The sequence below is a fragment of the Pannonibacter sp. XCT-53 genome (genome assembly GCF_009915765.1).
Lineage (GTDB): Bacteria > Pseudomonadota > Alphaproteobacteria > Rhizobiales > Stappiaceae > Pannonibacter > Pannonibacter tanglangensis.
This window is the reverse complement of the sequence record NZ_JAABLQ010000001.1, coordinates 1,356,875-1,383,622: the sequence shown is the minus strand read 5'-3', so window position 1 is coordinate 1,383,622 and position 26,748 is coordinate 1,356,875. Positions and strand designations below refer to the sequence as shown.

Here is a 26,748-nt window from a genome sequence, read left to right as displayed (position 1 = left end):
CGGGGAGGGGACGATGGCGCAGACGGGACACTTGGATCCGCCGCAGGTCTCGAGCGAGGAGTTCGAGGCCCGCGCTTCCCTGGTGCTGTCCCTGCGCCGGCGCGGCGTCAATGACCGCCGCGTGCTGTCGGCGATCGAGCGGGTGCCGCGCCGCCTGTTCCTCGCGGCCCGCCTGCACCGCTATGCCTACGAGGACTGCCTGCTGCCGATCGAGTGCGGCCAGGTGGTGAGCGCCCCCTCGCTGGTGGCGCGCATGGCCGAGGCGCTCGAGATCCAGCCCTCGCACCGGGTGCTGGAGATCGGCACCGGCTCGGGCTACCAGACCGCGATCCTGTCGCAGCTGTGCCAGCATGTCTTCACGGTCGAGCGCTACCAGACGCTGATCTCGCTCGCCCGCCAGCGCCTCGCCGCCCTCAAGATCACCAATTGCGAGCTGCATCACGCCGACGGCCTGCAGGGCCTGCGCGAGCGCGCGCCCTTCGACCGGATCGTGCTCACCGGGGCGGTCACCTCCATCCCCCAGATCCTGAAGGCGCAGCTGGCCAGCGACGGCATCCTCGTCTGCCCCATCGGCGCGCCCGGCACGCTGCAGGCCCTGGTGCGCTTTCGCAAGGGCGCAGAATCGCACGTTGAGGAAAGTCTTGGCGAATTGCGTCTCGTTTCGCTGCGCCCGGGCAAGGCCGATTTCCTTTAGTGCTTGATCTTTTGGCAGAATTCAGCCGTTTCCACGCGTCGTTTAGGCTTTGTCAACCTTACTCCCCTTTACTGGTCCCATGTTAACTTACATTGGGTCGAGCAGGGCAATGACCAGTCGGATGCGTAACGATCGCAAGTCCCTTTGGACACGGGTCGCCGTCATTGGCCTCCTGTCCGGTCTTGGTGCCGGTTGCAGTGGCGACATTGAGCGGTTTGCAGACGGGCCGATCTACACCGGCGGCACGGCAAACCAGCGTTCCATTCTCGGCAGCGGCGCGTCCAGCCAGCCGAGCTATCAGGATGTGGTGCGGGGTCCGGGGCAGGGCTCCGGGGCTCTGCCGGTGGCGGGCGGCAATCCGCGCAGCACCGGATCCATCGCCTCCAGCAAGCTGCCCCCGGTGCCGGGCACGGCCGAATCGTCCGCGCCGCCGCCGGTGCGCCTGTCGCAGGCGGGCGCCACCGTGAACCGTCCGGCCGCCATCCCGGTTCCGGCCGCTCCGGCTCCGGCTCCGGCTGCGGTGGCCGAGGCGGGCGAGAACACCTGGAAGGGCTGGACATCGGCCGGCGGCACCCGCATCCAGTTGCGCGAGGGCGACACGGTTGCCTCTGTCAGCAAGCGCTACGGCGTGCCGGCCGAAGCCATCATGGCCACCAACGGGCTTGACCGGTCGTCGCAGCTGCGCTCCGGCCAGTCGATCGTCATCCCGACCTATGTCTTTGCCGCCAACAACGCCAGCACCAGCGCGACCCCGGCTCCGGGCAAGCCGGTGCGCCTCCCGCCCGCCGGCTCCGCGCCGGAGGTGACGGGCTCCGTGCCGCCGGCCTCCAGCCTGACGGCCGCCATCAGCGCGCCGTCGCGCAAGCCGGCCGGGTCTCAGGCTGCTTCTCAGGCTGTTGCCGGTCTTGCGCCGGCAGCGCCAGTCGCCTCCGATGCCCGGCCGACCGCACCGCTCGTCGCCGGCCGCCCGGCGCCGGCTGCCCCCGCAACCGGGCCCGTGACGGCCCTGCGCGAGGCACCCGGGTCCACCTTGCCCGCCAGCGATCGCCCGGCCATCGACGCGGTCGCCGGTGCGGTGCAGGCGAGCGCGCCCGTGCGCACCGCCGCGGTGGATCCGCAGGAAACCACGGCCGGTCCCATGTTCCGCTGGCCTGTCCGTGGCCGCGTGATTTCCGAATTCGGCACCAAGCCGGGCGGCACCCGCAACGACGGCATCAACCTCGCCGTTCCCGAGGGCACGCCGGTCAAGGCGGCCGCCGACGGCTCCGTCATCTATGCCGGCAACGAGCTGCAGGGCTTCGGCAATCTGGTCCTGATCCGGCACGACGACGGCTGGGTCTCGGCCTACGCCCACAACAGCGAGATCCTGGTGAAGCGCGGTGACACCATCCAGCGCGGTCAGGTCATCTCCAAGGCCGGCGCCACCGGCTCCGTCTCGCAGCCGCAGGTGCATTTCGAGCTGCGCAAGGACAACAAGCCGGTCGATCCGACCCGCTATCTGCCCCGCGGCTGAGGCCGACAGTCAGACAGTCAAAAGGCGGCCACCGGCCGCCTTTTTCTTGTCGCTGGTGACCCGGCATTCCCTGTCATTCTCCGTCATTCCGGACAAGGTGAGCGTTCAGCGAACCGCAGATCCGGGATCCAGCATGTCTGTGCGAGCGCAAGCGAGCCCAAAACCACGTCAACCCGACACGACTTGCGACCGACAGGTGTGTCGCGCTCCGCGCGGCTAATATCTGGATCCCGGGTCAGGCCCGGGACAGGCCCCGGCTCGGCGCTTCGCTGACGCTCAGCTGGCCCGGGATGACTGTGAGTGGGTTTGTCAGACAGTCAAAAGGCGCCCGCCGGCCTGTCCCTAGCGCGCCAGCGGGACGCCGAGGCGTCCTGCCAGGTCCTGGATGAACTGGAAGGCGACTCGACCGGACCGCCCGCCGCGCGTCGTTGCCCATTCCAGCGCCTCGGCGCGCAGCTGCGCCGGCTCCACCTCAAGGCCGAAGTGGCGGACATAGCCGCTCACCATCTCCAGATAGTCGTCCTGGGTGCAGTTGTGGAAGCCGAGCCACAGGCCGAAGCGGTCGGACAGCGACACCTTTTCCTCCACGGCCTCCGCCGGATTGATCGCGGTGGAGCGCTCGTTCTCGATCATGTCGCGCGGCAGCAGGTGGCGGCGGTTCGAGGTGGCATAGAAGAGCACATTCTCGGGCCGCCCCTCGATGCCGCCTTCCAGGACCGCCTTCAGCGACTTGTAGGACGTGTCGTCATGGTCGAAGCTGAGATCGTCGCAGAAGACGATGAAGCGGTGCGGCGCAGCCTTGATCAGCGCCATCAGCCCCGGCAGCGTCTCGATGTCCTCGCGGTGGATCTCGATCAGCTTGAGCGGCGGCGTCTGGCCCGTGCGGTTGATCGCGCCGTGCACCGCCTTCACCAGCGACGACTTCCCCATGCCCCTGGCGCCCCAGAGCAGCGCGTTGTTGGCCGGCAGGCCCCGGGCAAAGCGCTGCGTATTGTCGAAGAGAAGATCGCGCACACGGGCAACCGCGCACAGAAGTTCGAGGTCGACGCGGTTGACGCGGGCGACCGGCTGAAGGTTTCCCGGCGATGGCTGCCAGATGAAGGCATCGGCGGCGTCGAAATCCGGCACCTGCGGCAGCGGCGGAACCGCCCTGGAAATCAGCGCGATCAGCAGGTCGAGCTTGTCCGACAGGTCGCTGGGGCTGAGGCTGGTTTCTTTTGTCATGACAGCACTGTTACCTTGATCCTGAATGCCTATATGGGGGGTGCTTGTAGGCCTGGGGCAGGCTTAACATGGGGGGGAGGGGCCCGAAATCCCGGTTTTGCCCGGATCGGTACGCCGAAACCTGCCGTCTCACTTGAAAAGCGGGGCCCCGTGGTTATAGTCCGCGCCACCTGAATGGGGCGTTGTCCGGCAGGGCCCGACAGGGTCGCCGCGACGCCATCTCCGAGGAGAGCTTGATGTTCATCACCCCCGCATACGCACAGACCGCCGGCGCCGGTGGCCCGGATCTGCTGATCTCTATGCTGCCGTTCGTCGCGATCTTCGCGATCATGTATTTCCTGATCATTCGTCCGCAGCAGAAGCGGATGAAGGCCCACAAGGAAATGATCGCGAACCTGCGCCGCGGCGACGTCGTCGTCACGTCCGGGGGGCTGATTGCCAAGGTCGTCAAGGTTGTGGACGACGCCGAGATCCAGGTCGAGCTGGCCGAAGGCGTGAAGGCGCGCCTCGTGCGCTCCATGGTGGCGGAAGTCCGCTCCAAGTCCGAGCCTGTCAAGGACGGCGAGTAATCTCTTCGGGACCGGTCAGTCCAGGCCGGCCGGTCCCGCTGCATTCGGTTTAGGATTGGTGCCGCCCGGCGGTGGCTCAGCCAGCACAGGCATTCACTCATGCTCTATTTCGCGCGCTGGAAGATCGCCCTGATCTTTGCAGTGGTCATCGGAGGGATCGTGTCGATCCTGCCGAACTTCATGTCTGCGGAAACCTTGCGGAACTGGCCCGACTGGCTTCCGAAGTCGCAGATCGTGCTGGGTCTCGACCTGCAGGGCGGCGCCTATCTTCTCTATGAAGTCGACGAGCGCGACTACATCGACAAGAGCCTGGCGACACTGACGGGCGAAATCCGCAACGAGCTGCGCAAGGAACCGCGCATCGGCTACACCGGCCTGACCATTCAGGGTGACACCGCACAGGTCCGCATCCGTGATGCCGACAAGCTTGAGGAGGCCCGCACCCGTCTTGAGCCGCTCGTCAACCCGCTGGCAAGCTCCATGCTGGGCGGCGGCGGCGTCAACGAGTTCGAGATGACGGTCACCGACGACGGCCTGATCCGCTTTGCGTTTACCGAGCAGGGGCTCAACCAGCGCATGGCAGCGATCGTGCAGCAGTCGATCGAGGTGATCCGGCGCCGCGTGGATGAACTGGGCAACACCGAGCCCAACATCCAGCGCCAGGGGACCAACCGCATTCTCGTCGAGGCTCCGGGCGAGCAGAACCCGGAGCGCCTCAAGTCGCTCGTCGGCCAGACGGCGCAGCTGACCTTCCATCTCGTCGATGTCACCATGTCGGCGGACCAGGCGCTGCAGAGCCGGCCTCCGGTCGGCACCATCATCCTCAATTCCATCGACGAGCCGGCCATTCCGTATCTGGTCGAGGAAGTTCCGCTGATGACCGGCGAGGATCTGGTCGACGCCCAGGTCTCGTTCAATCCGCAGACCAACGAGCCGGTCGTGAGCTTCCGCCTGAGCACGGCGGGCGCGCGCAAGTTCGCCAATGTCACCACCCAGAACGTCGGTCGGCCCTTTGCCATCGTGCTCGACAACGAGGTGATTTCCGCCCCGCGGATCAACGAGCCGATCACGGGCGGCTCCGGTCAGATCTCCGGCAACTTCTCGGTCGAGAGCGCCAACGATCTCGCGGTCCTGCTGCGCGCCGGTGCGCTGCCGGCCAAGCTGTCGGTGATCGAGGAACGCGCCATCGGTCCGGGCCTTGGCCAGGATTCGATTGACGCCGGACGCACCGCCTCGCTGATCGGTGGCGCGCTCGTCGTCGTGTTCATGGTGCTCGCCTACGGTCGCCTCGGCTTCTATGCCGACATCGCGCTCATCGTGAACGTGGTGCTGATCTTCGCCGCGCTGACCTTGCTGCAGTCCACCCTGACCTTGCCCGGTATCGCCGGCATCGTGCTGACCATCGGCATGGCGGTCGACGCGAACGTGCTGATCTATGAACGCATCCGCGAGGAGTTGCGGGCAGGGCGGTCGGTGATCTCCTCGATCGAGGCCGGGTTCAGCCGCGCCTTCGACACGATCGTGGACGCCAACATCACCACGCTCATTGCCGCAGTCGTCCTGTTCCAGCTCGGCTCGGGTCCGGTGCGCGGCTTTGCCGTGACGCTGGCGCTCGGCATCTTCACGACCATGTTCACGGCCTACACCGTGACGCGCTTCATCGTGTCGATCTGGATCCGTCGGGCCCGCCCGACCCATATCAATATCTGAACCGGAACTCACATCATGAAGCTCTTGCGGCTTGTTCCCGACAACACGAAGTTCCGCTTCATGCGGTTCCGGTTTTACAGCTTCCCGGCCTCGCTGGTCCTTGCCGCGCTGTGCATCGGTCTGTTCTTCACGGTCGGCCTCAACTACGGCATCGATTTCAAGGGCGGCAGCCTTATCGAGATGAAGACCAATGGACCGGCCGACATCGCCGAGATCCGCAGCAAGCTGTCCGCGCTCAACCTGGGCGACGTGCAGGTGCAGCAGTTCGGCGATCCGGACGAGGTCCTGGTCCGGCTCGAGCAGCAGGACGGCGACGAGCAGAGCCAGCAGCTTGCGATCAATGCCGTCCGCGAGACCTTTGCGGACGAGGTCGAGTTCCGCCGGGTCGAGATCGTCGGGCCGAGCGTCTCGGGCGAGCTGGCGACGGCCGGTGCGCTTGGCGTCGGGGTGGCCCTGATCGGCATCCTCATCTACGTCTGGATCCGCTTCGAGTGGCAGTTCGCCATTGGCGCCATCCTGACCACGGTGAATGACGTTATCGTCACCATCGGCCTTTTCGTGGTGCTGCAGCTCGACTTCACCTTGTCCAGCATCGCGGCGGTGCTGACGATCATCGGTTACTCGCTGAACGACACGGTGGTCGTCTATGACCGCATCCGCGAGAACCTGCGCCGCTACAAGAAGATGCCGCTGCCGGAACTGCTCGACCTGTCGATCAACGAAACGCTCACGCGCACGATGATGACGTCGGTCACCACTTTGCTCGCGCTCCTTGCGCTCTATCTGTTCGGTGGCGAGGTCATCCAGTCCTTCACGCTGGCCATGATCTTCGGCATCCTGATTGGCACCTACTCGTCGATCTTCCTGGCGGCGCCCATGCTCATCCTGTTCAATCTGCGCCCGGCCGGCGGAGACAAGGACGATGACAAGGACAAGGACAAGCCTGCCGAAGGCTCGGCGGCGGCGTCCAGGACGGTCTGACGCCCGAGACGACAGGACAACACATGGAAATCCGCAAGGCGCATTTCCCCGGACGCGCGCCCGTCGACGCCTATGGCGGCGGCGGGTTCCGTTTTGCGGACATGTCCCATCTTGGCTCGATCTGCTGCCTGCCGTCCGGGATCCATGGCTGGGACGTGACCCGCTTCGAGGACATCGACCTGGCGAGCTTTGCCCGCGTTCTGGGGCAGGCGGAGGAGATCGAGGTGCTGCTGGTCGGCACGGGGACCGACCTTCGTCCGCTCCGGCCCGAGTGGAAGGCTGCCTTCCGCGAGGCCGGCATCCTCGCCGATCCGATGTCGACGGGCGCAGCCGTCCGCACCTACAACGTCATGCTGTCCGAGGATCGCGCCGTGGCGGCCGTCCTGATCGCGGTGGACTGACCCATGGTCTCCTCCGCTGCCGCCACGTCCTTTGATCATGCCCAGGCGCTGGTGCGCGAGCAGGACCGCGACCGCTATCTGACCGCCCTGTTCGCGCCGCCGGAGCATCGTCCCGGCTTGCTTGCGCTCTATGCCTTCAACATCGAGATTGCCCGCATCCGCGATGTGGTCAACGACCCGCTGCCGGGCGAGGTGCGGCTGCAGTGGTGGCGCGATTTCCTCACTGGCACCCATCACGGCGAGACGTCGGCCAATCCGGTTGCCGCTGCCCTGGCCGAGACGATCCGGCGCTACCATCTGCCGGTTGCCGCCCTGGTCGCCCTCATCGATGCGCGGGTCTTCGATCTCTATGATGATCCGATGCCGACGCTGACCGATCTGGAGGGCTATGCCGGGGAGACCTCGTCGGCGCTGATCCAGCTGGCCTCGATCGTGCTCGCGGGTGGATCGGAGGCGGGCACCTGCGACGCGGCCGGTCATGCGGGGGTCGCCTACGGGCTCACCGGCCTCATGCGCGCCTTGCCCTGGCATGCGGCGCGCCACCAGCAGTTCCTGCCCTCCGACGTGCTCGACCGCCACGGCGTCGACCGGGCGACCCTGTTCCGGGGCGAGATGACACCGGAGCTCGGGGCAGCCCTCACCGAAATGCGGGCGCACGCGCGGCACCATCTGGACCGCACGCGCGGTCTCGTGGGGTCGGTGCGCCCCGAGGTCGCCGCCGCCTTCCTGCCGGTCTGTCTGGTGGAGCCCTTCCTGAAGGTGATGGAGCGCAAGGGGTTCAATCCCTTCCGCGACCGCGCCGAGCTGTCGCAGCTGCGCCGCCAGTGGATCATCTGGCGCGCTGCCCGCAAGGCCTTCCGCGCCGGCTGACCTCTCCTGATCGCACCGGCCGGACGGCGGCCAGACTTGCTGGCCGGACGTGCCGGCCAGGCGCGCGCCTTGCGCGTCTGGCTCTTGCGCCTGTCAGGTCCGCGTGAGGGCGTTCGCGCCGATCCAGCCGGCGAAATCCGCGCGGGCCCGCTGCGTCATGGCCAGCTTGCGCGCCTTGGTCTTTTCCGCCCCGCGCAGCCGCTTGCCCTCCGCGTCCTTGACGGGGGTCTCCATCGGCGGGAACAGGCCGAAGTTCACGTTCATCGGCTGGAACGAGCGCGGGCCTTCCGCGTCGTCGCGGGCAATGTGGCCGCCGGTGATGTGGCCGAGCAGCGCGCCCATGGCGGTCGTGGCCGGCGGCGGCGTCAGCGCGAGCCCGAGCCTCTCGCGGGCGGCAAAGAGCCCGGCCATGCAGCCGACCGAGGCCGATTCGACATAGCCCTCGCAGCCGGTGATCTGGCCGGCGAACCGCAGCCGCGTGTCGGCCTTCAGCCGCAGCGTCGGATCCAGCAGCTTCGGCGAGTTGAGGAAGGTGTTGCGGTGCAGCCCGCCGAGCCTTGCGAAGACCGCCTCTTCCAGCCCGGGGATCATCCGGAAGATCTCGGCCTGCGCGCCGTACTTCAGCTTGGTCTGGAACCCGACCATGTTGTAGAGCGTGCCAAGCGCATTGTCCTGGCGCAGCTGCACCACCGCATAGGCCTTCACGGTCGGGTTGTGCGCGTTGGTCAGGCCCATCGGCTTCATCGGCCCGTGCCGCAGCGTTTCGCGGCCGCGCTCCGCCATCACCTCGATCGGCAGGCAGCCGTCGAAATAGGGGGTGTTGGCCTCCCACTCCTTGAAGTCGGTCTTGTCGCCGGACAGCAGCGCGTCGATGAAGGCATCATACTGGGCCTTGTCCAGCGGACAGTTGATGTAGTCCTTGCCGGTGCCGCCCGGTCCCACCTTGTCGTAGCGCGACTGGAACCAGGCCACGTCCATGTTGATGCTCTCGAAATGCACGATCGGCGCGATGGCGTCGAAGAAGGCGAGGGCATCTTCTCCCGTCCGCGCCAGGATGGCCTCCGACAGGGCCGGGGAGGTGAGGGGGCCGGTGGCGATGATGACGCTGTCCCAGTCCTCGGGCGGCAGGCTGGTGAGCTCGCCCCGCTCCAGCGTGACGAGGGGATGGGCGGCGAGCGTGCGGGTCACCGCCTCGGCAAAGCCGTCCCGGTCCACCGCAAGCGCGCTGCCGGCCGGCACCTGATGCGCATCGGCCGCCTGCATGATCAGCGATCCGGCCGCGCGCAGTTCCGCATGCAGCAGCCCGACCGCATTGTAGTCGGCATCGTCGGAGCGGAAGGAATTGGAACAGACCAGTTCCGCCAGGCTGTCGGTCTTGTGCGCGTCGGTCCGGCTGAGCGGCCGCATTTCATGCAGCACCACGGGCACGCCGGCCTGGGCCATCTGCCAGGCGGCTTCCGATCCCGCCAGGCCACCGCCGATCACGTGAACAGGTTTTGTCATCCGATTGAAGCCTCTTGTTGGCCGCAGCGCTGTCTCGCGCGGCACCGGACCCAGGGACCAGACCCGGCGTTTGACCCCGGATCCGTCCCGGTGACCTGCCGGCAGCGTGGCCGGGCAGGCGTGGAAACATGATCCCGCCTGATATCGTTTTGGTGGGCAGGATGCAACGGAAGCCATAAGCTGCCGCTGCGGCATCGTCGCCGCCGGTCAGGGGAGCCTCGCCCATGAGCACAGTCAGCGCCGACAGGGCAGCGCCCGCCCCCCGGGACGCCCGCACGCGGCGTCCAGACCAGGCGCCCGCCTGCCCGCCAGACCACGTCCATGCAGGTTTGCCGGCACGTTCGCAGGCACGTTTGCACACACGGGCGCGGGCTCTGGCGCGGGCTCTGGCGCTGGCTCTCTGCGTTGCGCTCGCCGGCTGTGCCGCCCAGTCAAGCCAGCCGGCAACGGCCTGGTACACCGGCCAGGATGGCGTGCCGCCGCGGACAGACCGGATCTATGTCTGTCACAGCTTCGGCTGCGCGCGGAAGACGCCCGTGCAGCTGACGGGGCGCGACCTGCGGCGCCTTGGCGACATCCTGCGCGCGGGCCGGGCCTCGCCCCAGGCCGAGCGTGCGGCCATCGCGCGGGCCGTCGCCTGGATGGAGACCCGCGTCGCCGCCACCGTGGGCTCGGCCGGGGACCGTCCGGGCTTCGACATGCGGGGCGCGGGCGAGCCCGGCCAGATGGACTGCATCGACGAGGCCACCAACACGACCAGCCTGCTGCTGCTGGCCGAGGCCCGGGGGTTGCTGCGCCATCACCGTGCCGGCGCACCGGTCGCGCGGGGCTTCCTGGTCGATGGCCGCTACCCGCATGCCACCGCGGTGGTGCTGGAGACCTCCGGCGACGCCTATGCGGTGGACAGCTGGCCGACGCCCAACGGTGCCGCGCCGGTCATCCAGCCCCTGTCCGCCTGGTTCGCGGCCCGGCCCCGGCTCTAGCTCCGGGTTTGGCCCGTGCCGCCGGCAGCCGGCGGCACCGCGCGCATCCGGACCGGCGGCGTGTCAGCCGGCCCGCGCCGCCAGTTTCCACTTGCGGTATTCGCGGTCGACGATGCGGCGCGGATGCCAGACCAGCGTGCTCTGCAGGATTTCGCCGCTGAACCGGTAGAGCCGCGCCACCAGACGCCGCAGCGGACGCTTGGCCTGATAGCGGGCCTCCGACTGGGCCGGCTGCAGCGCGGCCGAAAGCCGCGCGTAGTTCTCCGGCATCGGATGCAGCTGGCCCGGATCGGGCGCGCGCATCTTGCGCGCGACGAGCGAGGTTCCCGAGCCGGCATTGTGCTCGGCCAGGTCGAAGCCCGCCTGCGCCAGCATCGCCTTCAGCGTGTCGTGGTTGAAATTGTAGACATGCGCATAGTGGAAGCGGGTGCTCGGCGCATGATGCGTGTTCTCGATGTCCGGCACGTCCACGAACAGCATGCCCCCCGGCTTCAGCCAGCGGTTCATGATGCTGAGCGAGGTCAGCGGCAGGTGCAGGTGTTCCAGCACGTGATGCAGCGTGATGGCATCGAAGCTGCCTTCCTCGATTCCGGCCTCCTCCAGCGGCGAACAGACGATCTGCGCCCCGAACACCCGGCGGGTGTAGTCGGAATAGCCCTTGTGCGGCTCCAGTCCGATTGCCTTGTAGCCGGCAAGCTCGGCCAGATAGAGGAACTCGCCACTGCCGCTGCCCACGTCCAGCACCTTCGCGCCGGTCTGGACATGCTTCTGGATCCGCTCCAGCCGGCCAAGGCCCGTGCGGGAGTAGCGCAGGATGTGCTTGCGCTTGGGTGTCAGCGTCGCCTTGTAGTCGCTGCGGTAACGCGACGCATAGTAGGCGTCCAGCTCGGCCTTGCTCGGCAGCGGCCAGGAATGCACCAGCCCGCAGCCCGTGCAGATCACCGTCGTCAACGGCGACCCATCGCGCCCCTTCAGGCCCACGATCTCCGAGTCATGTGTGCCGCAGACCTTGCAGGCCGTCGTGTTGCTGACCCGGTCGCCAATCTTTCCCGCCATGCGCTTGCCTCTCCCGTCCGCGTCTGACCCGGTCAGACGCGGACATAATAAAGAAGCCGTTCCCCATGCGCGACCATGGATTGGAACGACTCCAGACTGCTCATCTTCGCTATGTAGAACCCCGTAGGAAACATTCAAGAGCTGGAAAGCAGCGGCAAGGCTGCTGCACCGTCGCTCCAGCGTCCTCCATAGCGGCCGCATCGGCGCGCGCGGGCCCGGACAGTCCCTGGGCCATGCAAGGAGCACCTGACGGACGGACCGGAATGACGGGAAGGACTTTCAGCGCGGACGCCCCGCTGCGGATCTGTGCGGCGACAGGTCGGGAGATCTGCGGAAGACGAGAGACCCTGGAATCGAAAAGCGCTCGCCGATGGGAGGAGGATTCGGCGAGCGCTCTTTCGATGGCCGATCCGGGAGGAGGTGGATCGGTCGAAGCCGGACCGCAGGTGGGAGGAGGAGTCCTTTGGTCCGAAAATCGGAGCGGCGTGTTCGCCGCCCGTGTTGATGTTTAGATAATTCGTCCCGGCCCTGCGCGCCATGCACAATTCTGCATGCCTGCCTTGTTCATGTTGCAGAGCAGCACGTGCGGCGCAGCCTGCGGGCGGTCCGGACGGCCGCTTGCTCAGCGCATGGCCTGACGGGCAATCTGGGCAATGTCTGCACGCGAGATGCCGATGTCGTTCAGCTCGCGGGAGGACATGCGTGCCAGTTCGTCGTAAGTTGCGCGATACTTCTTCCAGGAGCGGTACTTGGAAACGATGTCGTGAAGCATGATGTTACCTTTCTTCTTGCTTTGTGGTGTCTTGTGGAACCTTGCGGCGTCCCGGTGTCCGGCGCTGCATCAATTCGTTGACATCTAGATAGGGGAACCAGATCCCGTTTGCCAGTGCTGGCTCATCATGCCAGCCCTGCGTCATCTGCAGGGCCGGTTAAGCGCCATTAGGGGCTGCGGCGTCTTCGTGGTGCGGGCGTGGTCCAGGCATGGCCGACCGGCGGCGGCGCTGTGCCCACGCGCCTCTGGGAGGGCCGGTTACCGAATCTGACCCGCAGGAATCGCAAGACTCTGCCGGATTTTCCCCCTCAACAGGGTCTGTTGCCGCTGCCGGCGGAAGGGCGGCGATGCGGCGGCCTCGCAAGCCGGGAAGGGGCCTTGCATGGTGCAGTGCAATCGCCGCTCCGGCGGGCGCTGCCCGGACCGGGGCCGCGAGCCATGCGATCCTGCGTGTGCTGCATTGCCCCGGCGGCCGACCCGCCCCCGTCCTCCGCGGTGCGTCACAGGCCGACCTTGCGATGGCCGGCACTTGTCCAGGCAGACCTGATCTGCCGCCCCCGACCGGACGCGCGAGGCGCTGGAACCTGGCATGTGGATCAGGCGCCAAGGACGAGTGCCAGAACCGGGTGGCAGAATCGGGTGCCAGAATCGAAGACCAGAATCGGGCATGTGGATCGGCGGCCAGGCTCTCGCGCGGCAACGGGATGCCGGACTCGACCGGTGGGATCAGATGCCGCACGCGGATGCCGGAAGCGGGGGCCAGAGCGACGGACCAGAGCGACGGACCAGAGCGACGGACCAGAACGGCGGCCAGACCCACGGGCCAGAACGACAGGCCAGAACGGCGGGCCAGAACGACAGATTGGTCTTTCCCGTCTCGACCCGCCGCCTGCGTCAGACCTCCGACCGGCCTCGCGCCGCAGTCCCCCGGCGGGACGGGACCCAGCCCTGCCTTGAAGGCTCGGGTTCGCCTCGGCCAGCGCCTGCGGCGACAAGGCCATCCGGCCTGCAACTCTGGCAGGAGGCTCGGCCGCGACTGGACGGGGCGCCTTCTTTGAAGATGGTCTGGAAAGACGATCTGGGAAGACACCCTGGGACGACTGTTGGGAAGCTGCCCAGGGCACGGTCTGGGCACGGTCTAGGGAACGGACTGGGCACCCGTCTGGACCGGTCGCCGTGGCAGATGGCATGCCGGCACCACGGCGCGGCCTGCTGCAAGGCCGGACGACGCAGAGGCATCGCGGACCGCTACCGCTTGTCCCGCGTCTGTGACTGGTTGTCGTCGCTGTTTCCTGCCGTACGCCCCAGTCTGTGCCAGAGAGGCGGGGCGATCACATGAAAACGCCCCCGGGCAGGTGTGCCGAAGGCGGGTTACCGGGACGTCGCGCGCCGGTTCCATCATGGACTGGACCCATCCGGATCCTGAAAAAACGTACGCCCGCCGGTGGGAGGAGGTACCGGCGGGCGTCGTTTAGTCGGGCAGGTTTGGGAGGAGAAGAACCTGCCGTCTCACACGATCCGGGGTTTGGGAGGAGGAGAACCCGGGACCGCGATTCCTGTAACTTGCAGAACCGCTCAGCGGCTGGCGCGGCGGGCGATGAACTCGATGTCGCCGCGGCCGATGCCAAGGTCGCTCAGCTCGCGGTTGGACAGGCGGGACAGCTCCTCGACGGTGCGGCGGTAGTTGACCCACGAGTTGTACTTGCGAACGACGGTGTTGAACATGTGTCCGATCCTTGACCTTGTGGAGCGGCTGCCGGCTTCCGCCTGGATCTGCCTGTCTGGCTGACCTCTTGTGCGGTGCAGCGCCGTTCCGATGGCCAATATCTAGATCCTCTTCGCATCTGCGAGAAGGTCCAGTCCTGCATGTCAGTCATGCGAATTGTGCAAGGCGGAAAAACAAAGGCGGGACAGCCTGTTCTGCCCCGCCCCTGATCATTTAAATCGATCGAATCGCCAGATTGTGCATTGCGGCATCATTCCGCCGCAGTCGATCTCCTGAGCGGCCGGCGGCCGAGCAGATCCTGCAGGAACCGGCCCGTATGGCTGGCCGGGTTCTCGGCCACATCCTCGGGCCGGCCGGTTGCCACCACGGTGCCGCCACCGTCGCCGCCCTCGGGGCCGAAGTCGATCAGCCAGTCCGCCGTCTTGATCACCTCGAGATTGTGCTCGATGACCAGCACCGTGTTGCCCTGCTCGACAAGCTCGTGCAGCACCTCCAGCAGCTTGGCCACATCGTGGAAATGCAGGCCCGTGGTCGGCTCGTCGAGGATGTAGAGCGTGCGACCCGTCGAGCGGCGGGACAGTTCCTTGGCAAGCTTCACGCGCTGCGCCTCACCGCCCGACAGTGTCGTCGCCTGCTGGCCGACCTTGATGTAGCCCAGCCCCACCTGCGCCAGCGTCTCCATCTTGTCTCGCACCGCCGGCACGGCCGCGAAGAAGTCAGCCGCTTCCTCGACGGTCATGTCGAGCACGTCGGCGATCGACTTGCCCTTGAACAGCACCTCCAGGGTCTCGCGGTTGTAGCGCTTGCCCTTGCAGACGTCGCAGGTCACATAGACGTCCGGCAGGAAATGCATCTCGATCTTGATCACCCCGTCGCCCTGGCAGGCCTCGCAGCGGCCCCCCTTGACGTTGAACGAGAAGCGACCGGGCTGGTAGCCGCGCGCCTTGGCCTCGGGCATGGAGGCGAACCACTCGCGGATCGGCGTGAAGGCACCCGTGTAGGTGGCCGGGTTGGAGCGCGGGGTCCGCCCGATCGGCGACTGGTCGATGTCGATCACCTTGTCGAGATGCTCCAGCCCCTCGATGCGCTCATGCGGGGCCGGGTTCTCGCGCGCACCGTTCAGCCGGCGTGCGGCAGCGCGGAACAGGGTGTCGATCAGGAACGTCGACTTGCCGCCGCCCGAGACGCCGGTGATGCAGGTGAAGGTGCCGAGCGGGATGTCGGCGCTGACATTCTTCAGGTTGTTGCCGCGCGCGCCGATCACCTTGATCTGGCGGCGCTTGTTGAGCTTGCGCCGCTCGGCCGGCACGGCGATGCCCTTGGCCCCCGACAGGTATTGTCCCGTCAGCGAGGCCGGATTGGCCATGATCTCGGCCGGCGTGCCGACGGCGACGATCTCGCCGCCATGCACGCCCGCGCCGGGGCCGACATCGACCACATAGTCGGCCGTCAGCACCGCATCCTCGTCATGCTCGACCACGATCACCGTGTTGCCGAGATCGCGCAGGTGCCGCAGCGTGTCGAGCAGCCGCGCGTTGTCGCGCTGGTGCAGTCCGATCGACGGCTCGTCCAGCACATAGAGCACGCCCGTCAGCCCCGAGCCGATTTGCGAGGCCAGGCGGATGCGCTGGCTTTCGCCGCCCGACAGCGTGCCGGAGTTGCGCGACAGCGACAGGTATTCCAGGCCGACATCGTTGAGGAAGCGCAGCCGCTCCCGGATTTCCTTGAGGATCCGGCCGGCGATTTCCTGCTGCTTGGGGCTGAGCGTCCCCGGCAGGGCCTCGAACCAGGTGGCGGCCGTGCGGATCGACAGGTCGGAGATCTGGCCGATGTGCCGGCCGGCGATCTTCACCGCCAGCGCCTCGGGCTTGAGCCGGTAGCCGTTGCAGGCCGGGCAGGGATGGTTCGACTGGAAGCGCGACAGTTCCTCGCGAACCCAGGCCGAATCCGTCTCGCGCCAGCGCCGCTCGATGTTGCCGATGACACCCTCGAAGGTCTTGCGCGCCTTGTAGCTGCGCACCCCGTCGTCATAGACGAACTCGATCTCGGTCTTGCCGGAGCCATGCAGGATCAGGTGGCGGACTTCCTCGGGCAGGTCGCGCCAGGGGGTGGCCATCGAGACCTTGAACTGGCGGCAGATCGCCTCCAGCGTCTGGGCGTAATAGGGCGAGGTCGAGCCGGTCTTGGCCCAGGGCAGCACGGCCCCGTCGCGCAGCGACAGGCTTTCGTCCGGCACCACCAGCTCCGCCTCGAAGGCAAGCGTCGTGCCGAGACCGTCGCAGGAGGGGCAGGCGCCGAAGGGGTTGTTGAACGAGAACAGCCGCGGTTCCACCTCCGGGATGGTGAAGCCGGAGACCGGGCAGGCGAATTTTTCCGAGAACAGGATGCGCTCGTGCGTCTCGTTGCGGTTCTGCAGCACCGCGTCCCGGTCGGCCGGCAAGTCCGGCAGCGGCCGGTCGGCGAATTCGGCGATCGCGATGCCGTCGGCCAGCTTCAGCGCGGTCTCGAAGGAATCGGCGAGCCGCCCGGCGATGTCCGGCCGCACCACGATCCGGTCCACCACCACGTCGATGTCGTGCTTGTACTTCTTGTCCAGCGCCGGTGCCTCGGCGATCTCGTGGAACGTGCCGTTGATCTTGACCCGCTGGAAGCCCTTCTTCATCAGCTCGGCGAGTTCCTTCTTGTACTCGCCCTTGCGCCCGCGCACGATCGGCGCGAGCAGGTAGAGCCGCGTGCCTTCCTCCAGCGCCAGCACCCGGTCGACCATCTGGCTCACCGTCTGGCTTTCGATCGGCAGGCCCGTGGCCGGCGAATGCGGCACACCCACCCGGGCGAAGAGCAGGCGCATGTAGTCATAAATTTCCGTCACCGTGCCGACGGTGGAGCGCGGGTTGCGCGAGGTCGTCTTCTGCTCGATGGAAATCGCCGGCGACAGGCCGTCGATCTGGTCCACGTCGGGCTTCTGCATCATCTCCAGGAACTGGCGTGCATAGGCCGACAGGCTTTCCACGTAGCGGCGCTGGCCCTCGGCGTAGATCGTGTCGAAGGCCAGCGAGGACTTGCCGGAGCCGCTGAGGCCGGTCATCACGATCAGCTTGTCGCGCGGCAGGTCCAGGTCGACGTTCTTGAGATTGTGCTCCCGCGCGCCCCGGATCGACAGGAACTTGCCGCGCTCGGCCGGCAGCGGCCGGTTCGCCGCAGGGCCGCTCACGCGGGCGGCGGGCAGGGCGGACATGGTGTCCTCGGACTTCGGATCGGACATGGGATCGTTCCTGGCTGACCCGCCGGCGGCGGGCACGCGGGCGGGCGGCCGCGGGCCGCCACCCCGGGGGATAAGGTTCACTGCTATATACGCGCCGCAAGCGAGGGCTCAACCGGCAATCACGGAGGCCAGGCAATCACGGAAGCCAGGCGGTCAGCGAGCGCCGGGAGGCCCCTGCCGGATGCCCCCGCGTGCCGGGTCCGCCGGCAGGAAGACCCCTTGCACGACGATCGCCCCTGCATGCCGGCCAAATCCGCACGCAGGTCGCCCAGCATGCCGGTCTCCCCGACATGACGATCGTTCCTGCAGGCAGGTCGCCCCGACATGCCGGACGCCCCGACACGCCGGCCGTCCCGGCATGCGGGTCCTTTGCCCTGGCCCCGCGCCCTGACCTCGCGACCTGACCCAGCGCCCTGGCCCCGCGCCCGTCTCCGCCTGCCTGGCGCGCCGCAAGGGCCCGTCCCGCAGACGACATTTTGATCCTACGCAGCCCGGACGCATCCGGACCAATCGCATCTGCGTCCTTGCCAGCCGCCTGTCTCCTTGCTACAACAGGAACAAAAAAAGAACAAGACCTGTTTTCAGCCGCAAGCGTCCCGACCGGGTCCCGAGTGGCCCCTCAACGGGCCAGGGCGCGGCCCAGTGGTGCGGCCCGGCGGCGCGGCGCTTTGTGCAAAAGGGCGAAAGCACGGGTGCGGCGGCGGCGATAAGGCGCTAGGGTCCGGCCGATCCGTCGTGCCGGCCCTCGCATGCTGCGCCCGCCGCGCGCGGTGCCGTCGGGCCCTGCGTCGGACGGGACCGCGAGGAGGGGACCCGCAGCGGCCGCCGGCACGGCATGGAAACAGGCAGAGACGAGCAACAAGGAGCCCGGAACATGGCGGGAAGCGTCAACAAGGTCATTTTGGTCGGCAATCTCGGCGCCGATCCTGAAATCCGCCGCACCCAGGACGGCCGTCCGGTCGCCAACCTGCGCATCGCCACCTCCGAGACCTGGCGCGACCGCGGGTCGGGCGAGCGGCGCGAGCGCACGGAATGGCATCGGGTCGTGATCTTCAACGAGGGTCTCTGCAAGATTGCCGAGCAGTACCTGCGCAAGGGTGCCAAGGTCTACATCGAGGGCCAGCTGCAGACCCGCAAGTGGCAGGACCAGGGCGGTCAGGAGCGCTACTCCACCGAAGTCGTGCTGCAGGGCTTCAACGGCGCCCTGACCATGCTGGACGGCCGGGGCGAGGGCGGCGGCGGCGCCCTGCCGGATTACGGCTCGTCCGGCGGCTATGAAGGCGGCGGCGGCGGGTACGGCGGCGGCTCGTCCGGTGGCGGCTATGGGGGCGGCTCGTCGGGCGGCTACGGCGGTGCCTCGGGCGGGGGCTCGTCGGGCGGCGGCTATGGGGGCGGTTCGGGCGGCTCGGGCGGCTCGGGCGGCGGCTTCGGCGGCGGCATGGACGACGAGATCCCGTTCTGACGCAGCGGTTGCCCCTCTGGCGAGGCCCTGCCCTGACGATACCGTCCGGACAGGGCCGCTCGCCCTCGAGGCGGGAAAGGCAGCCGGCATCTGGCCATCTGCGTCTGGCCATCAACACTCGGGCAGCCCCGGGGGATCGTGGCATGCCGGGGTCATGCCGGCGCGGCCGGTGACCACGGCGGCAGGCGCGATCCGCGGGGCCCGACTGTGGCATTCTGACGACAGCCCGGGGCTTGCCGGCGGCCGGACATGCGCGGCTTCTTTCTTTGCGTTAACCTTCGGGTGGGGGATCGGCTAGTATGGTCGGCGAGGCAGAGGAGGGCGTCGCAGGACCGGCATGCCGGGTCCGCAGGGACCGGCCGGTTCCGACGCCGGGACACTGGCGCCGGCACTCCTGCCGGCGGAGGCCGGCACGGTCTGTGGGGGCACGGATCGGGCGGGCGATGATTTTGATCAGAGGTTTTTGACGCATGCGCTCGGATTGTCGTTCCGCCCTCGTCCTTACGGAAGATGCCGCCAAGGGATGTTTCCAGAAGGGCCGTTTCCGTAAGGGGTTTTCCCGCTCCGTCCTGCTGGCGGCGTCAGCCTGCCTTGCACTTTCCGCGGCCAGTCCGGCCTCGGCGCAATCCTTCCTCGACCGGCTGTTCAACCCGGACTATCAGCCGAAGGAGCGGCTCGAGCCGGTTGCCCCGGCGGCGCCGCAGCCGCGGCAGCTGGACCGCTCGACGATTGCTGCCAACAAGGTCACCGGCCCGAAATATTACACCTACCGGGCCGATGGGCTGGAAACGGTCCCGCTCGGCGCGCTGGCGACGCTGAAGACCGCCGCGGCCGAGGTCAGCCAGACTGCCACCCAGACTTCGGGCCAGACGGCAGGCCAGGTCCCGTCCCAGTCGGCAGCGCCGACGCTTTCTGCCTTCGACCAGGCCCGCCCGGCGCTTGTCGACCTGTCGGTGAAGGCTCTGCCCGAGGTCGGTGCGGCGCTCAAGGCGCATTACCGCGACGCGCATGACTTCGTCTGGGTGACGGACGGCGCCCCCAACAGCCGCGCCCAGTCGGTTGCCGCCGAGCTGGCGGCTGCGGACCGCTACGGCCTCGACCCGGCGGATTATGCCGTGCCGCTGCCGGTGGTCGCCGGTCTGGAGGCGGAGGCGGCCGCGCGCGCGCTGATGACCTACGAGATGCGCCTGTCGGTGGCGGTGCTCACCTATGCGCTGGATGCGGGCCGGGGCCGGGTCGACCCCAATCGGATTTCCGGCTATCACGACCTGCCACGCCGGAAGGTGGCGCTTGACGGGGTGCTGCCGTCGCTCCTGTCGGCTTCCGATCCGGCGGCCGCGCTCCGCGCGCTGCAGCCGGCCTCGCCCGCCTTTGCCGCGCTCGTGGCCGAGCGGGCCCGCCTCAAGACCCTGGACGATCAGGGCCCCGAGATCCGGATTGCCGCCGGAACGCTGATCAAGCCGGGCCAGTCCAGCCCGGAACTCAAGAACGTCGTGTCCGCCATCCGTCACCGGGCCTCTCCGGCGCTCGAGGCACGGCACATCGCCACGCTCGGCACCTATAGCGACAGTCCGGTCTTCTCGCCGGAGCTGGTTGCGCTGGTGAAGGACTACCAGGCGGAAGCCGGTCTCAATGCGGATGGCATCATCGGGCCCGGCACCATCCGCGCGCTGACCGGCGACAGCCTCGAGGCGCGCATCGCCAAGGTGGAGCTGGCGCTGGAACAGATCCGCTGGCTGCCGGAGGATCTCGGCGACCGCCGCGTCTTCATCAACCAGCCCTCCTTCACCGCGGTCTATTACGAGCCGGGCAAGGCGCCGCTGTCGATGCGCACCGTGATCGGCACCAAGGCAACCCAGACCTCGGTCTTCTATGACGAGATCGAGACGGTGGAATACAACCCCTTCTGGGGCGTGCCGCGGTCGATCCTCGTCAACCAGAAGCTCGACATTCTCGCCAAGGATCCGGGCTATTTCGACCGCGCCGGTTTCGAGGTCACCAATGCCGCCGGCAAGCGTCTGTCGTCGTCGGACGTGGACTGGGTGGCCGTTGCCCAGGGCCGCGTCAACGTCAACGTGCGCCAGCGCCCGGGCGACGACAATGCGCTCGGCGAGCTGAAGATCCTGTTCCCCAACAAGCATGCGATCTACATGCATGACACGCCCTCGCGCCACCTGTTCACCAAGGACGTGCGGGCCTTCTCCAGCGGGTGCGTGCGCCTGGCGGATCCCCGCGCCATGGCGGCGGCGGTGCTGGGCACCGACGTCGCCCACGTCGCGGGCCGGATCAATACGGGCAAGAACAATTCCGAGGCGGTCACCGCCCGCATCCCGGTCTATCTGGTCTATTTCACGGCCTGGCCGCAGGACGACGGAACCATCGCCTACTATGACGATGTCTACGAGCGGGATCCCTTCATCCAGCGCGCGCTGGAGGCCACGGCGCGGGCGCGCACCGGCATCCGCACCTGAGGTCCTTCGGGGCCGGGCATCTGGACAGGCCCGGCTCCAGTCGCCGCCGGATGTCGGCCAAACGGGCAGCAAGCCCGCGCCCCTGTCCTCCGGCTGGTGCCGGGTCGGCAGCGCATGATCCGGCAAGGCGGTGGCGGCTCAGTCGGCCAACAGCGGTCCCGTCGCGCTGGCCATGCTCCGGATGCCGGGGGGCTTGCGGACTTGCGTGTCGAGGCGATGCGGCCCCGCCGGGAGGCTCCCGGTCGCTTTCATCCTCAGCTTGCGCGCGCTGTCCTGGCCGTTTCAGGGCCGGGACACGGCTCTCATCCGCGTCCAGGGGGGGCGCATTGCCGGCTGCCTCGGGGGCCGCAGGCGCGGCCCTCACCCTGACCTCGACCAGCTCGTCATCTCCGGCGCGTATCAGGGGACAGGGGCAGGGACGGGCGCAGGGGCAGGGCATTGGCCGCAGCGGTGTCAACGCCGTCCCGCAGGAGGCGCGCGATTGTCTCCTGCCCGGTCGCCTGATCGCCCTCAAGCACAGCCCGGCCAACGGGGTCTGCCGCGCCTGCCGGGTCAAGGTCGGGTCCGGGGACGCCTTCGATATCCGCCAGCCGTGGGCTCCGGATCTCTGAGCATCGAAGCCCGCGGCCAGCCGCGGCTCGCGTCTGGCCGGGTCAGCCCGGCGTGCCGTTGGCGAAGGCGAGGATGCCGTCGGCGATGAACTGGACCGAAAGGGCGGCGAGCAGCACGCCGAGCAGCCGGGTCACCACCATCTGCACCGTGTCGCCCATCAGCCGCTCGATCCGGTCTGCCAGCAGGAAGGCGAGGAGACAGCTGCCGAGGATTGTCAGGATCACGCCGCCGAGGCCCGCATAGGCCACCTGGCTCGGTGCCTGGCTGGCCAGCAGGATGATGGCCGAGATGGCCGCCGGGCCGGCGATCAGCGGAATGGCGATGGGAAACACCGCCATGGCATTGAGGTCGGACGGGTGATGCTCCACCGCCTTTTCGGCCGTCTCGCTCTTGCGCTTGTTGCGGTGGTCGAACACCATTTCAAATGCAATGACGAAGAGCAGCAGGCCACCGGCCACGCGGAAGGCCGACACCGAGATGCCGAGCAGGGTCAGCACCGTCTTGCCGGAAAAGAAGAACACGAAGAGCACGATGCCCGACGTGATCGTGGCGCGATAGGCGATGCGCCGGCGGTCCTTTGCCGACACGCCGGCCGTGAGCGCCAGGAACATCGGCGCGAGGCCCACCGGATCGATCGTCACGAAGAGCGTCGCAAAGGCGTTGAGCAGGAATTCCGTCATCATGGCCCCCGATGTCGTGCCGTGTGTTTCTTGGTGCGGGTTGCGTGCCGCCTCAGCTGCCGCAGCCGGTGCAGGCCACGCCCGGACCCAAGCCCTGACCCGAGGCCAGACCGGGGTCCAGACCTGCGCTGATCCCTTGCGCCCTGCGGCAGGCGACCGGCTAACGTCAGGCTGCCGGCCGCCGGTGCCGCAGCGCAGCATTCCCCGGTCGCCGCCCGTTGCCCGACGGTTCCCGAGCCGCTGATCCGCAGGCGTCTGCCGGGTCGGTCGTGCCGGGGCGGGCTCTGCCGGCGTCCGTCGTGCCCCGTTCCGGCGTCGTGCCGGCGGGCCGGGCACCGGCACCGTTGCACCGCTTATACCAGAGCGGTGACCGCAATTGCCTCTTTTTGGCCGGATTGTTTTCGCGGAGCTGTGAACAATTCATGTAAGTAACTGAAAATAAATAAACAATTATCCCGCGAATCTCCGGCGTGCATTTGGCTCAAGGGGCGGAATCGGCTATAAGCAAAGCAACATAAGAACCATATGGAACGCATCCGTGGCCGATCAGGATTCCACGTCCCCGGGCAGCAACCTGCCCTCAGACATCCGCCCCGTCTCCATCACCGACGAGATGAAGCGCAGCTATCTCGATTACGCCATGAGCGTGATCGTCAGCCGTGCGCTTCCCGACGTGCGGGACGGTCTGAAGCCTGTGCATCGCCGCATTCTCTACTCGATGCACGAGAACGGCTACGAGTGGAACAAGCCCTATCGCAAGTCGGCCCGCGTGGTCGGCGACGTGATGGGTAAGTACCACCCCCATGGCGACAGCGCGATCTACGATGCGCTGGTGCGCATGGCGCAGAGCTTCTCGCTGCGCCTGCCGCTGATCGATGGCCAGGGCAACTTCGGCTCGGTTGACGGCGATCCGGCTGCGGCCATGCGCTACACCGAGTGCCGCCTGGAAAAGGTCGCCCACAAGCTGCTGGACGACATCGACAAGGATACGGTCGACTTCCAGGAAAACTACGACAGTTCCGAGACCGAGCCCGTCGTTCTGCCGGCGAAGTTCCCGAACCTGCTCGTCAATGGCGCCGGCGGCATCGCCGTCGGCATGGCCACCAACATTCCGCCGCACAACCTCGGCGAAGTGATCGACGCCGCCATCGCCATCATGGCCAATCCGGCGATGACGCTCAGCGAGCTGATGGACATCATCCCGGGGCCGGATTTCCCGACTGGCGGCATCATTCTGGGCCGATCCGGAATCCGCTCGGCCTATGAGACGGGGCGCGGGTCCGTCGTCATTCGCGGCAAGGTCGACATCGAGGAGATCCGTGCCGGGCGCGAGGCCCTGATCGTCACGGAGATCCCGTACCAGGTCAACAAGTCGACGATGATCGAGAAGATCGCCGAGCTGGTGCGCGAGAAGCGCATCGAGGGCATCTCCGACATCCGCGACGAGAGTGACCGCTCGGGCATGCGCGTCGTCATCGAGCTGAAGAAGGACGCGGTCGCCGACGTCATTCTCAACCAGCTCTACCGCTTCTCCGCCCTGCAGCAGAGTTTCGGCTGCAACATGGTGGCGCTGAACGGCGGCCGGCCGGAGCTGCTCACGCTCGCCGACATGCTCAAGGCCTTCGTGGCCTTCCGCGAGGAAGTCATCGGCCGGCGCACCCGCTTCCTGCTGGCCAAGGCGCGTGACCGCGCGCATGTGCTGGTTGGTCTGGCGATTGCGGTTGCCAACATCGACGAGGTCATCCATCTCATCCGCACGGCGCCCGATCCGGCAACCGCCCGGGCCCAGCTCATGGGCCGTGACTGGCCCGCCCGCGATATCGAGCCGCTCATCCGCCTGATCGACGATCCGCGCCACACCGTGAACGAGGACGGCACCTATCGCCTGTCCGAAGAACAGGCCCGCGCGATCCTCGACCTGCGCCTGCAGCGCCTGACGGCCCTTGGCCGGGACGAGATCGCAGACGAGTTGAACAAGCTCGGCGAGGAAATCTCGGATTACCTCGAAATCCTCCGCTCGCGCGAGCGGATCCAGCAGATCATCCGTGAGGAACTGCTCGAGATCCGCACGGAATTTGCAACCGACCGCAAGACCCAGATCATGGACGGCGGGGCGGACCTTGAAGACGAGGACCTGATCCAGCGCGAGGACATGGTCGTCACCGTCAGCCATGGCGGCTACATCAAGCGCGTGCCGCTGGCGACCTACCGCGCGCAGCGGCGCGGCGGCAAGGGCCGCTCCGGCATGGCGACCAAGGACGAGGATTTCGTCACACGCCTGTTCGTGGCCAACACCCACACGCCGGTGCTGTTCTTCTCCTCGCGCGGCATCGTCTACAAGATGAAGGTCTGGCGTCTGCCGCTCGGCGGTCCGACCTCGCGCGGCAAGGCGCTGATCAACATGCTGCCGCTCGAGCCGGGCGAGCAGATCTCCTCGATCATGCCGCTGCCGGAGAACGAGGACAGCTGGGGCGAACTGGACGTGATGTTCGCCACCACCCGCGGCACCGTGCGGCGCAACAAGCTGTCCGACTTCACCCAGGTGAACCGCTCCGGCAAGATCGCCATGAAGCTGGACGACGGCGACGGCATCGTCTCGGTCGAGACCTGCACCGAAGCCGATGACGTGCTGCTGACCACGGCGGCCGGCCAGTGCATCCGCTTCCCCGTCACCGATGTCCGCATCTTCGCGGGCCGAAACTCGGTCGGCGTGCGCGGGATCAACCTGGCCGACGACGACCAGCTGATCTCCATGTCGATCCTGCGGCACTTCGATGCCACCTCCGAGGAACGGGCGGCCTATCTCAAGCTGCGCCGCCTGATGCGCGGCGAGACGGACGAGGCCGGCGTGCCCGAGGAGGCAGAGGAGGCCGGTGGCGAGGGAGCCGGTGCCGAGGGAGCTGGTGCCGAGGGAGCCGGGCTGGACGGCGCGGATCTCGGCCAGGACCGTTACGCCGCCATGAGCGCGGCCGAGCAGGTCATCCTGACCGTGTCCCAGAACGGCTTTGGCAAGCGGACGTCGTCCTTCGAGTACCGGGTGACCGGTCGTGGCGGCAAGGGCATCACGGCGATGGCCGTGACCAAGCGCAACGGCCCGCTGGTCGCCTCCTTCCCGGTCGAGGACAGCGACCAGATCATGCTCGTGACCAATGGCGGCCAGCTCATCCGCTGCCCGGTCGACGGCATCCGGGTTGCCGGCCGCGCCACCCAGGGCGTCATCGTTTTCAACACTGCCGCCGACGAGCAGGTCGTCGCCGTCGAGCGTGTCAGCGAGGATGACAGCGAAGGGGAGGGTGCCGAGCCGTCCGACCTCGCCGGTGGGCCCGACGGCGGCGAGTGAGCCGCGCCGGTCAGTCCGGGCAAGTCCAGACAACAAGAAAGGCGCTGCGGGAGACCGGAGCGCCTTTTGTCCTGTTTTGGTCGGAAAAGGCCGTGAATGGGCAGCGTTCCGGGCGGTTCTTGTCGCATCCGGGGCGACCGGCACCAAGGTCGGTTGTCCGGGGGCGGTTGTACGGGGTCAGTTGTACGGGGTCGGCTGGAGGGGGTCAGCTGGAGGGGGTCTGGCGCACCAGCACGGACAGGTTTTCCGACGGCCGTTCCTCGACGGTGATCGCGCCGATCCGGCGCAGGCCGGCCTTGCCGGACAGGCTTTCAAGGCAGCCCTCGCTCCAGTTGCCCCAGGCCTGACCCTGGCAGCTTGCCGGCAGGTCCGACGACAGACGATTGCCCTTGGCCGAAGCACCCTGCGTCGGCATCTCGGCGAAGGCGAAGGCGGCCGACGCGATGACGGTCAGGATCGCGACCGCCAGCAGCGCTGCAATGCCGGCGAGGTTGTACCCGTCGGACGTCGTTTTCGGGCTCTGGATCTTCTCAATCTGCATCGGTCTGTCTCCCCTGCCGGAGTGGTCAGGTTGTGAGCCGATACCATCATCTCCGCCGCTGTCGATCCGTGATCCCGGTCACAGGAACGGCGGTTTCGTGCGCCCGCCCGTCCCTGTCGTGCTCTGTGGGGGGGAGCCCGGCACAGGCCCGGGGACGGGCAGAAAAAAGGGCGCGGATCTGCTCCGCGCCCTTCAGACTGCTGACAAACTTCGGAGTTTCGTCAGTTTGGCGTCATTCCGGACAAGGTGAGCGTTCAGCGAACCGCAGATCCGGAATCCAGCATGTCTGTGCGAGCGCAAGCGAGCCCAAAACCAAGTCAACTCGATACGACTTGCGACCGGCAGGTGTGTCGCGCTTCGCGCGGCTGATATCTGGAT

Annotated in this window: 19 protein-coding genes; 11 read left to right on the top strand and 8 right to left on the bottom strand. The window is 67.5% G+C overall.

Annotated features, from left to right (window positions below):
- Positions 1–13: 13 nt before the first annotated feature.
- The gene (locus GWI72_RS06320; protein ID WP_161672988.1) at positions 14–694 is read left to right on the top strand and encodes a protein-L-isoaspartate(D-aspartate) O-methyltransferase; all 681 of its coding nucleotides are present in this window, start codon (positions 14–16) and stop codon (positions 692–694) included.
- A gap of 121 nt (positions 695–815) precedes the next feature.
- The gene (locus GWI72_RS06315; RefSeq protein ID WP_209000062.1) at positions 816–2,207 is read left to right on the top strand and encodes a M23 family metallopeptidase; all 1,392 of its coding nucleotides are present in this window, start codon (positions 816–818) and stop codon (positions 2,205–2,207) included.
- Positions 2,208–2,549: 342 nt separating this feature from the next.
- Here the strand turns inward: GWI72_RS06315 and GWI72_RS06310 are convergent, their stop codons facing one another.
- Positions 2,550–3,431 (bottom strand): ATP-binding protein, encoded by an 882-nt coding sequence (locus GWI72_RS06310; protein WP_161708151.1) that lies wholly within the window; start codon positions 3,429–3,431, stop codon positions 2,550–2,552.
- Between the two features lie 236 nt (positions 3,432–3,667).
- Between GWI72_RS06310 and yajC the strand changes: the two genes are divergently transcribed.
- From yajC to GWI72_RS06290, 5 genes are all read left to right on the top strand, one after another.
- On the top strand, positions 3,668–4,000 hold the full coding sequence (gene yajC, locus GWI72_RS06305; protein ID WP_161672983.1) for a preprotein translocase subunit YajC: 333 nt from the start codon (positions 3,668–3,670) through the stop codon (positions 3,998–4,000).
- A 99-nt stretch (positions 4,001–4,099) separates the two neighbouring features.
- On the top strand, positions 4,100–5,710 hold the full coding sequence (secD, locus tag GWI72_RS20140; protein WP_244314212.1) for a protein translocase subunit SecD: 1,611 nt from the start codon (positions 4,100–4,102) through the stop codon (positions 5,708–5,710).
- Positions 5,711–5,725: 15 nt separating this feature from the next.
- Complete coding sequence (gene secF / locus GWI72_RS20135; RefSeq protein ID WP_244314211.1) at positions 5,726–6,691, top strand: protein translocase subunit SecF; 966 nt, start codon at positions 5,726–5,728, stop codon at positions 6,689–6,691.
- 23 nt (positions 6,692–6,714) lie between these two features.
- Positions 6,715–7,092 carry an Mth938-like domain-containing protein gene (locus GWI72_RS06295; RefSeq protein WP_161672981.1) on the top strand — a complete coding sequence of 126 codons (378 nt, stop codon included), beginning with the start codon at positions 6,715–6,717 and terminating at the stop codon, positions 7,090–7,092.
- Between the two features lie 3 nt (positions 7,093–7,095).
- Positions 7,096–7,962 carry a phytoene/squalene synthase family protein gene (locus GWI72_RS06290; RefSeq protein ID WP_161672979.1) on the top strand — a complete coding sequence of 289 codons (867 nt, stop codon included), beginning with the start codon at positions 7,096–7,098 and terminating at the stop codon, positions 7,960–7,962.
- A gap of 93 nt (positions 7,963–8,055) precedes the next feature.
- On the opposite strand, the gene trmFO is transcribed toward GWI72_RS06290, so the two are convergent.
- Positions 8,056–9,465 carry a methylenetetrahydrofolate--tRNA-(uracil(54)-C(5))-methyltransferase (FADH(2)-oxidizing) TrmFO gene (gene trmFO, locus GWI72_RS06285; RefSeq protein ID WP_161672977.1) on the bottom strand — a complete coding sequence of 470 codons (1,410 nt, stop codon included), beginning with the start codon at positions 9,463–9,465 and terminating at the stop codon, positions 8,056–8,058.
- Between the two features lie 353 nt (positions 9,466–9,818).
- Between trmFO and GWI72_RS06280 the strand changes: the two genes are divergently transcribed.
- Positions 9,819–10,448, top strand: a complete 630-nt coding sequence (locus tag GWI72_RS06280) for a hypothetical protein (protein ID WP_161708150.1) — start codon at positions 9,819–9,821, stop codon at positions 10,446–10,448.
- A 63-nt stretch (positions 10,449–10,511) separates the two neighbouring features.
- Here GWI72_RS06280 and GWI72_RS06275 read toward each other — a convergent pair whose 3' ends face one another.
- The 4 genes from GWI72_RS06275 to uvrA all read right to left on the bottom strand — a co-directional run bounded on the left by GWI72_RS06275 (position 10,512) and on the right by uvrA (position 17,237).
- Positions 10,512–11,504 carry a class I SAM-dependent methyltransferase gene (locus tag GWI72_RS06275; RefSeq protein ID WP_161672974.1) on the bottom strand — a complete coding sequence of 331 codons (993 nt, stop codon included), beginning with the start codon at positions 11,502–11,504 and terminating at the stop codon, positions 10,512–10,514.
- A gap of 622 nt (positions 11,505–12,126) precedes the next feature.
- On the bottom strand, positions 12,127–12,276 hold the full coding sequence (locus GWI72_RS06270; protein ID WP_161672972.1) for a DUF1127 domain-containing protein: 150 nt from the start codon (positions 12,274–12,276) through the stop codon (positions 12,127–12,129).
- 1,575 nt (positions 12,277–13,851) lie between these two features.
- Positions 13,852–14,001, bottom strand: a complete 150-nt coding sequence (locus tag GWI72_RS06265) for a DUF1127 domain-containing protein (RefSeq protein ID WP_161672970.1) — start codon at positions 13,999–14,001, stop codon at positions 13,852–13,854.
- A 251-nt stretch (positions 14,002–14,252) separates the two neighbouring features.
- Positions 14,253–17,237, bottom strand: coding sequence for an excinuclease ABC subunit UvrA (uvrA, locus tag GWI72_RS06260; RefSeq protein WP_209000134.1), 2,985 nt, complete (start codon positions 17,235–17,237; stop codon positions 14,253–14,255).
- A 901-nt stretch (positions 17,238–18,138) separates the two neighbouring features.
- Here uvrA and GWI72_RS06255 point away from each other — a divergent pair.
- A complete protein-coding gene (locus GWI72_RS06255; RefSeq protein ID WP_161708149.1) occupies positions 18,139–18,726 on the top strand; it encodes a single-stranded DNA-binding protein in 588 nt (195 codons plus the stop codon).
- A gap of 470 nt (positions 18,727–19,196) precedes the next feature.
- Positions 19,197–21,197, top strand: coding sequence for a L,D-transpeptidase family protein (locus GWI72_RS06250; RefSeq protein WP_161708148.1), 2,001 nt, complete (start codon positions 19,197–19,199; stop codon positions 21,195–21,197).
- A gap of 653 nt (positions 21,198–21,850) precedes the next feature.
- On the opposite strand, the gene GWI72_RS06245 is transcribed toward GWI72_RS06250, so the two are convergent.
- Entirely contained in the window at positions 21,851–22,489 is a 639-nt protein-coding gene (locus GWI72_RS06245) for a MarC family protein (RefSeq protein ID WP_179956135.1), read from the bottom strand.
- A 538-nt stretch (positions 22,490–23,027) separates the two neighbouring features.
- Between GWI72_RS06245 and gyrA the strand changes: the two genes are divergently transcribed.
- The gene (gyrA, locus tag GWI72_RS06240; protein WP_161708147.1) at positions 23,028–25,829 is read left to right on the top strand and encodes a DNA gyrase subunit A; all 2,802 of its coding nucleotides are present in this window, start codon (positions 23,028–23,030) and stop codon (positions 25,827–25,829) included.
- 205 nt (positions 25,830–26,034) lie between these two features.
- Here the strand turns inward: gyrA and GWI72_RS06235 are convergent, their stop codons facing one another.
- Entirely contained in the window at positions 26,035–26,370 is a 336-nt protein-coding gene (locus GWI72_RS06235) for a hypothetical protein (RefSeq protein WP_161708146.1), read from the bottom strand.
- Between the last annotated feature and the right edge of the window lie 378 nt (positions 26,371–26,748).

Excerpts from the sequence above, each read along its gene's own strand:
- GWI72_RS06255 (WP_161708149.1), top strand. The coding sequence starts at position 18,139 with ATGGCGGGAAGCGTCAACAAGGTCATTTTGGTCGGCAATCTCGGCGCC.
- GWI72_RS06295 (WP_161672981.1), top strand. The coding sequence starts at position 6,715 with ATGGAAATCCGCAAGGCGCATTTCCCCGGACGCGCGCCCGTCGACGCC.
- GWI72_RS06310 (WP_161708151.1), bottom strand. The coding sequence starts at position 3,431 with ATGACAAAAGAAACCAGCCTCAGCCCCAGCGACCTGTCGGACAAGCTC.
- secF (WP_244314211.1), top strand. The coding sequence starts at position 5,726 with ATGAAGCTCTTGCGGCTTGTTCCCGACAACACGAAGTTCCGCTTCATG.
- GWI72_RS06320 (WP_161672988.1), top strand. The coding sequence starts at position 14 with ATGGCGCAGACGGGACACTTGGATCCGCCGCAGGTCTCGAGCGAGGAG.
- secD (WP_244314212.1), top strand. The coding sequence starts at position 4,100 with ATGCTCTATTTCGCGCGCTGGAAGATCGCCCTGATCTTTGCAGTGGTC.
- trmFO (WP_161672977.1), bottom strand. The coding sequence starts at position 9,465 with ATGACAAAACCTGTTCACGTGATCGGCGGTGGCCTGGCGGGATCGGAA.
- GWI72_RS06290 (WP_161672979.1), top strand. The coding sequence starts at position 7,096 with ATGGTCTCCTCCGCTGCCGCCACGTCCTTTGATCATGCCCAGGCGCTG.
- GWI72_RS06270 (WP_161672972.1), bottom strand. The coding sequence starts at position 12,276 with ATGCTTCACGACATCGTTTCCAAGTACCGCTCCTGGAAGAAGTATCGC.
- GWI72_RS06275 (WP_161672974.1), bottom strand. The coding sequence starts at position 11,504 with ATGGCGGGAAAGATTGGCGACCGGGTCAGCAACACGACGGCCTGCAAG.
- uvrA (WP_209000134.1), bottom strand. The coding sequence starts at position 17,237 with ATGTCCGCCCTGCCCGCCGCCCGCGTGAGCGGCCCTGCGGCGAACCGG.
- GWI72_RS06235 (WP_161708146.1), bottom strand. The coding sequence starts at position 26,370 with ATGCAGATTGAGAAGATCCAGAGCCCGAAAACGACGTCCGACGGGTAC.
- GWI72_RS06245 (WP_179956135.1), bottom strand. The coding sequence starts at position 22,489 with ATGACGGAATTCCTGCTCAACGCCTTTGCGACGCTCTTCGTGACGATC.
- GWI72_RS06265 (WP_161672970.1), bottom strand. The coding sequence starts at position 14,001 with ATGTTCAACACCGTCGTTCGCAAGTACAACTCGTGGGTCAACTACCGC.
- yajC (WP_161672983.1), top strand. The coding sequence starts at position 3,668 with ATGTTCATCACCCCCGCATACGCACAGACCGCCGGCGCCGGTGGCCCG.
- GWI72_RS06250 (WP_161708148.1), top strand. The coding sequence starts at position 19,197 with ATGCGCTCGGATTGTCGTTCCGCCCTCGTCCTTACGGAAGATGCCGCC.
- GWI72_RS06315 (WP_209000062.1), top strand. The coding sequence starts at position 816 with ATGCGTAACGATCGCAAGTCCCTTTGGACACGGGTCGCCGTCATTGGC.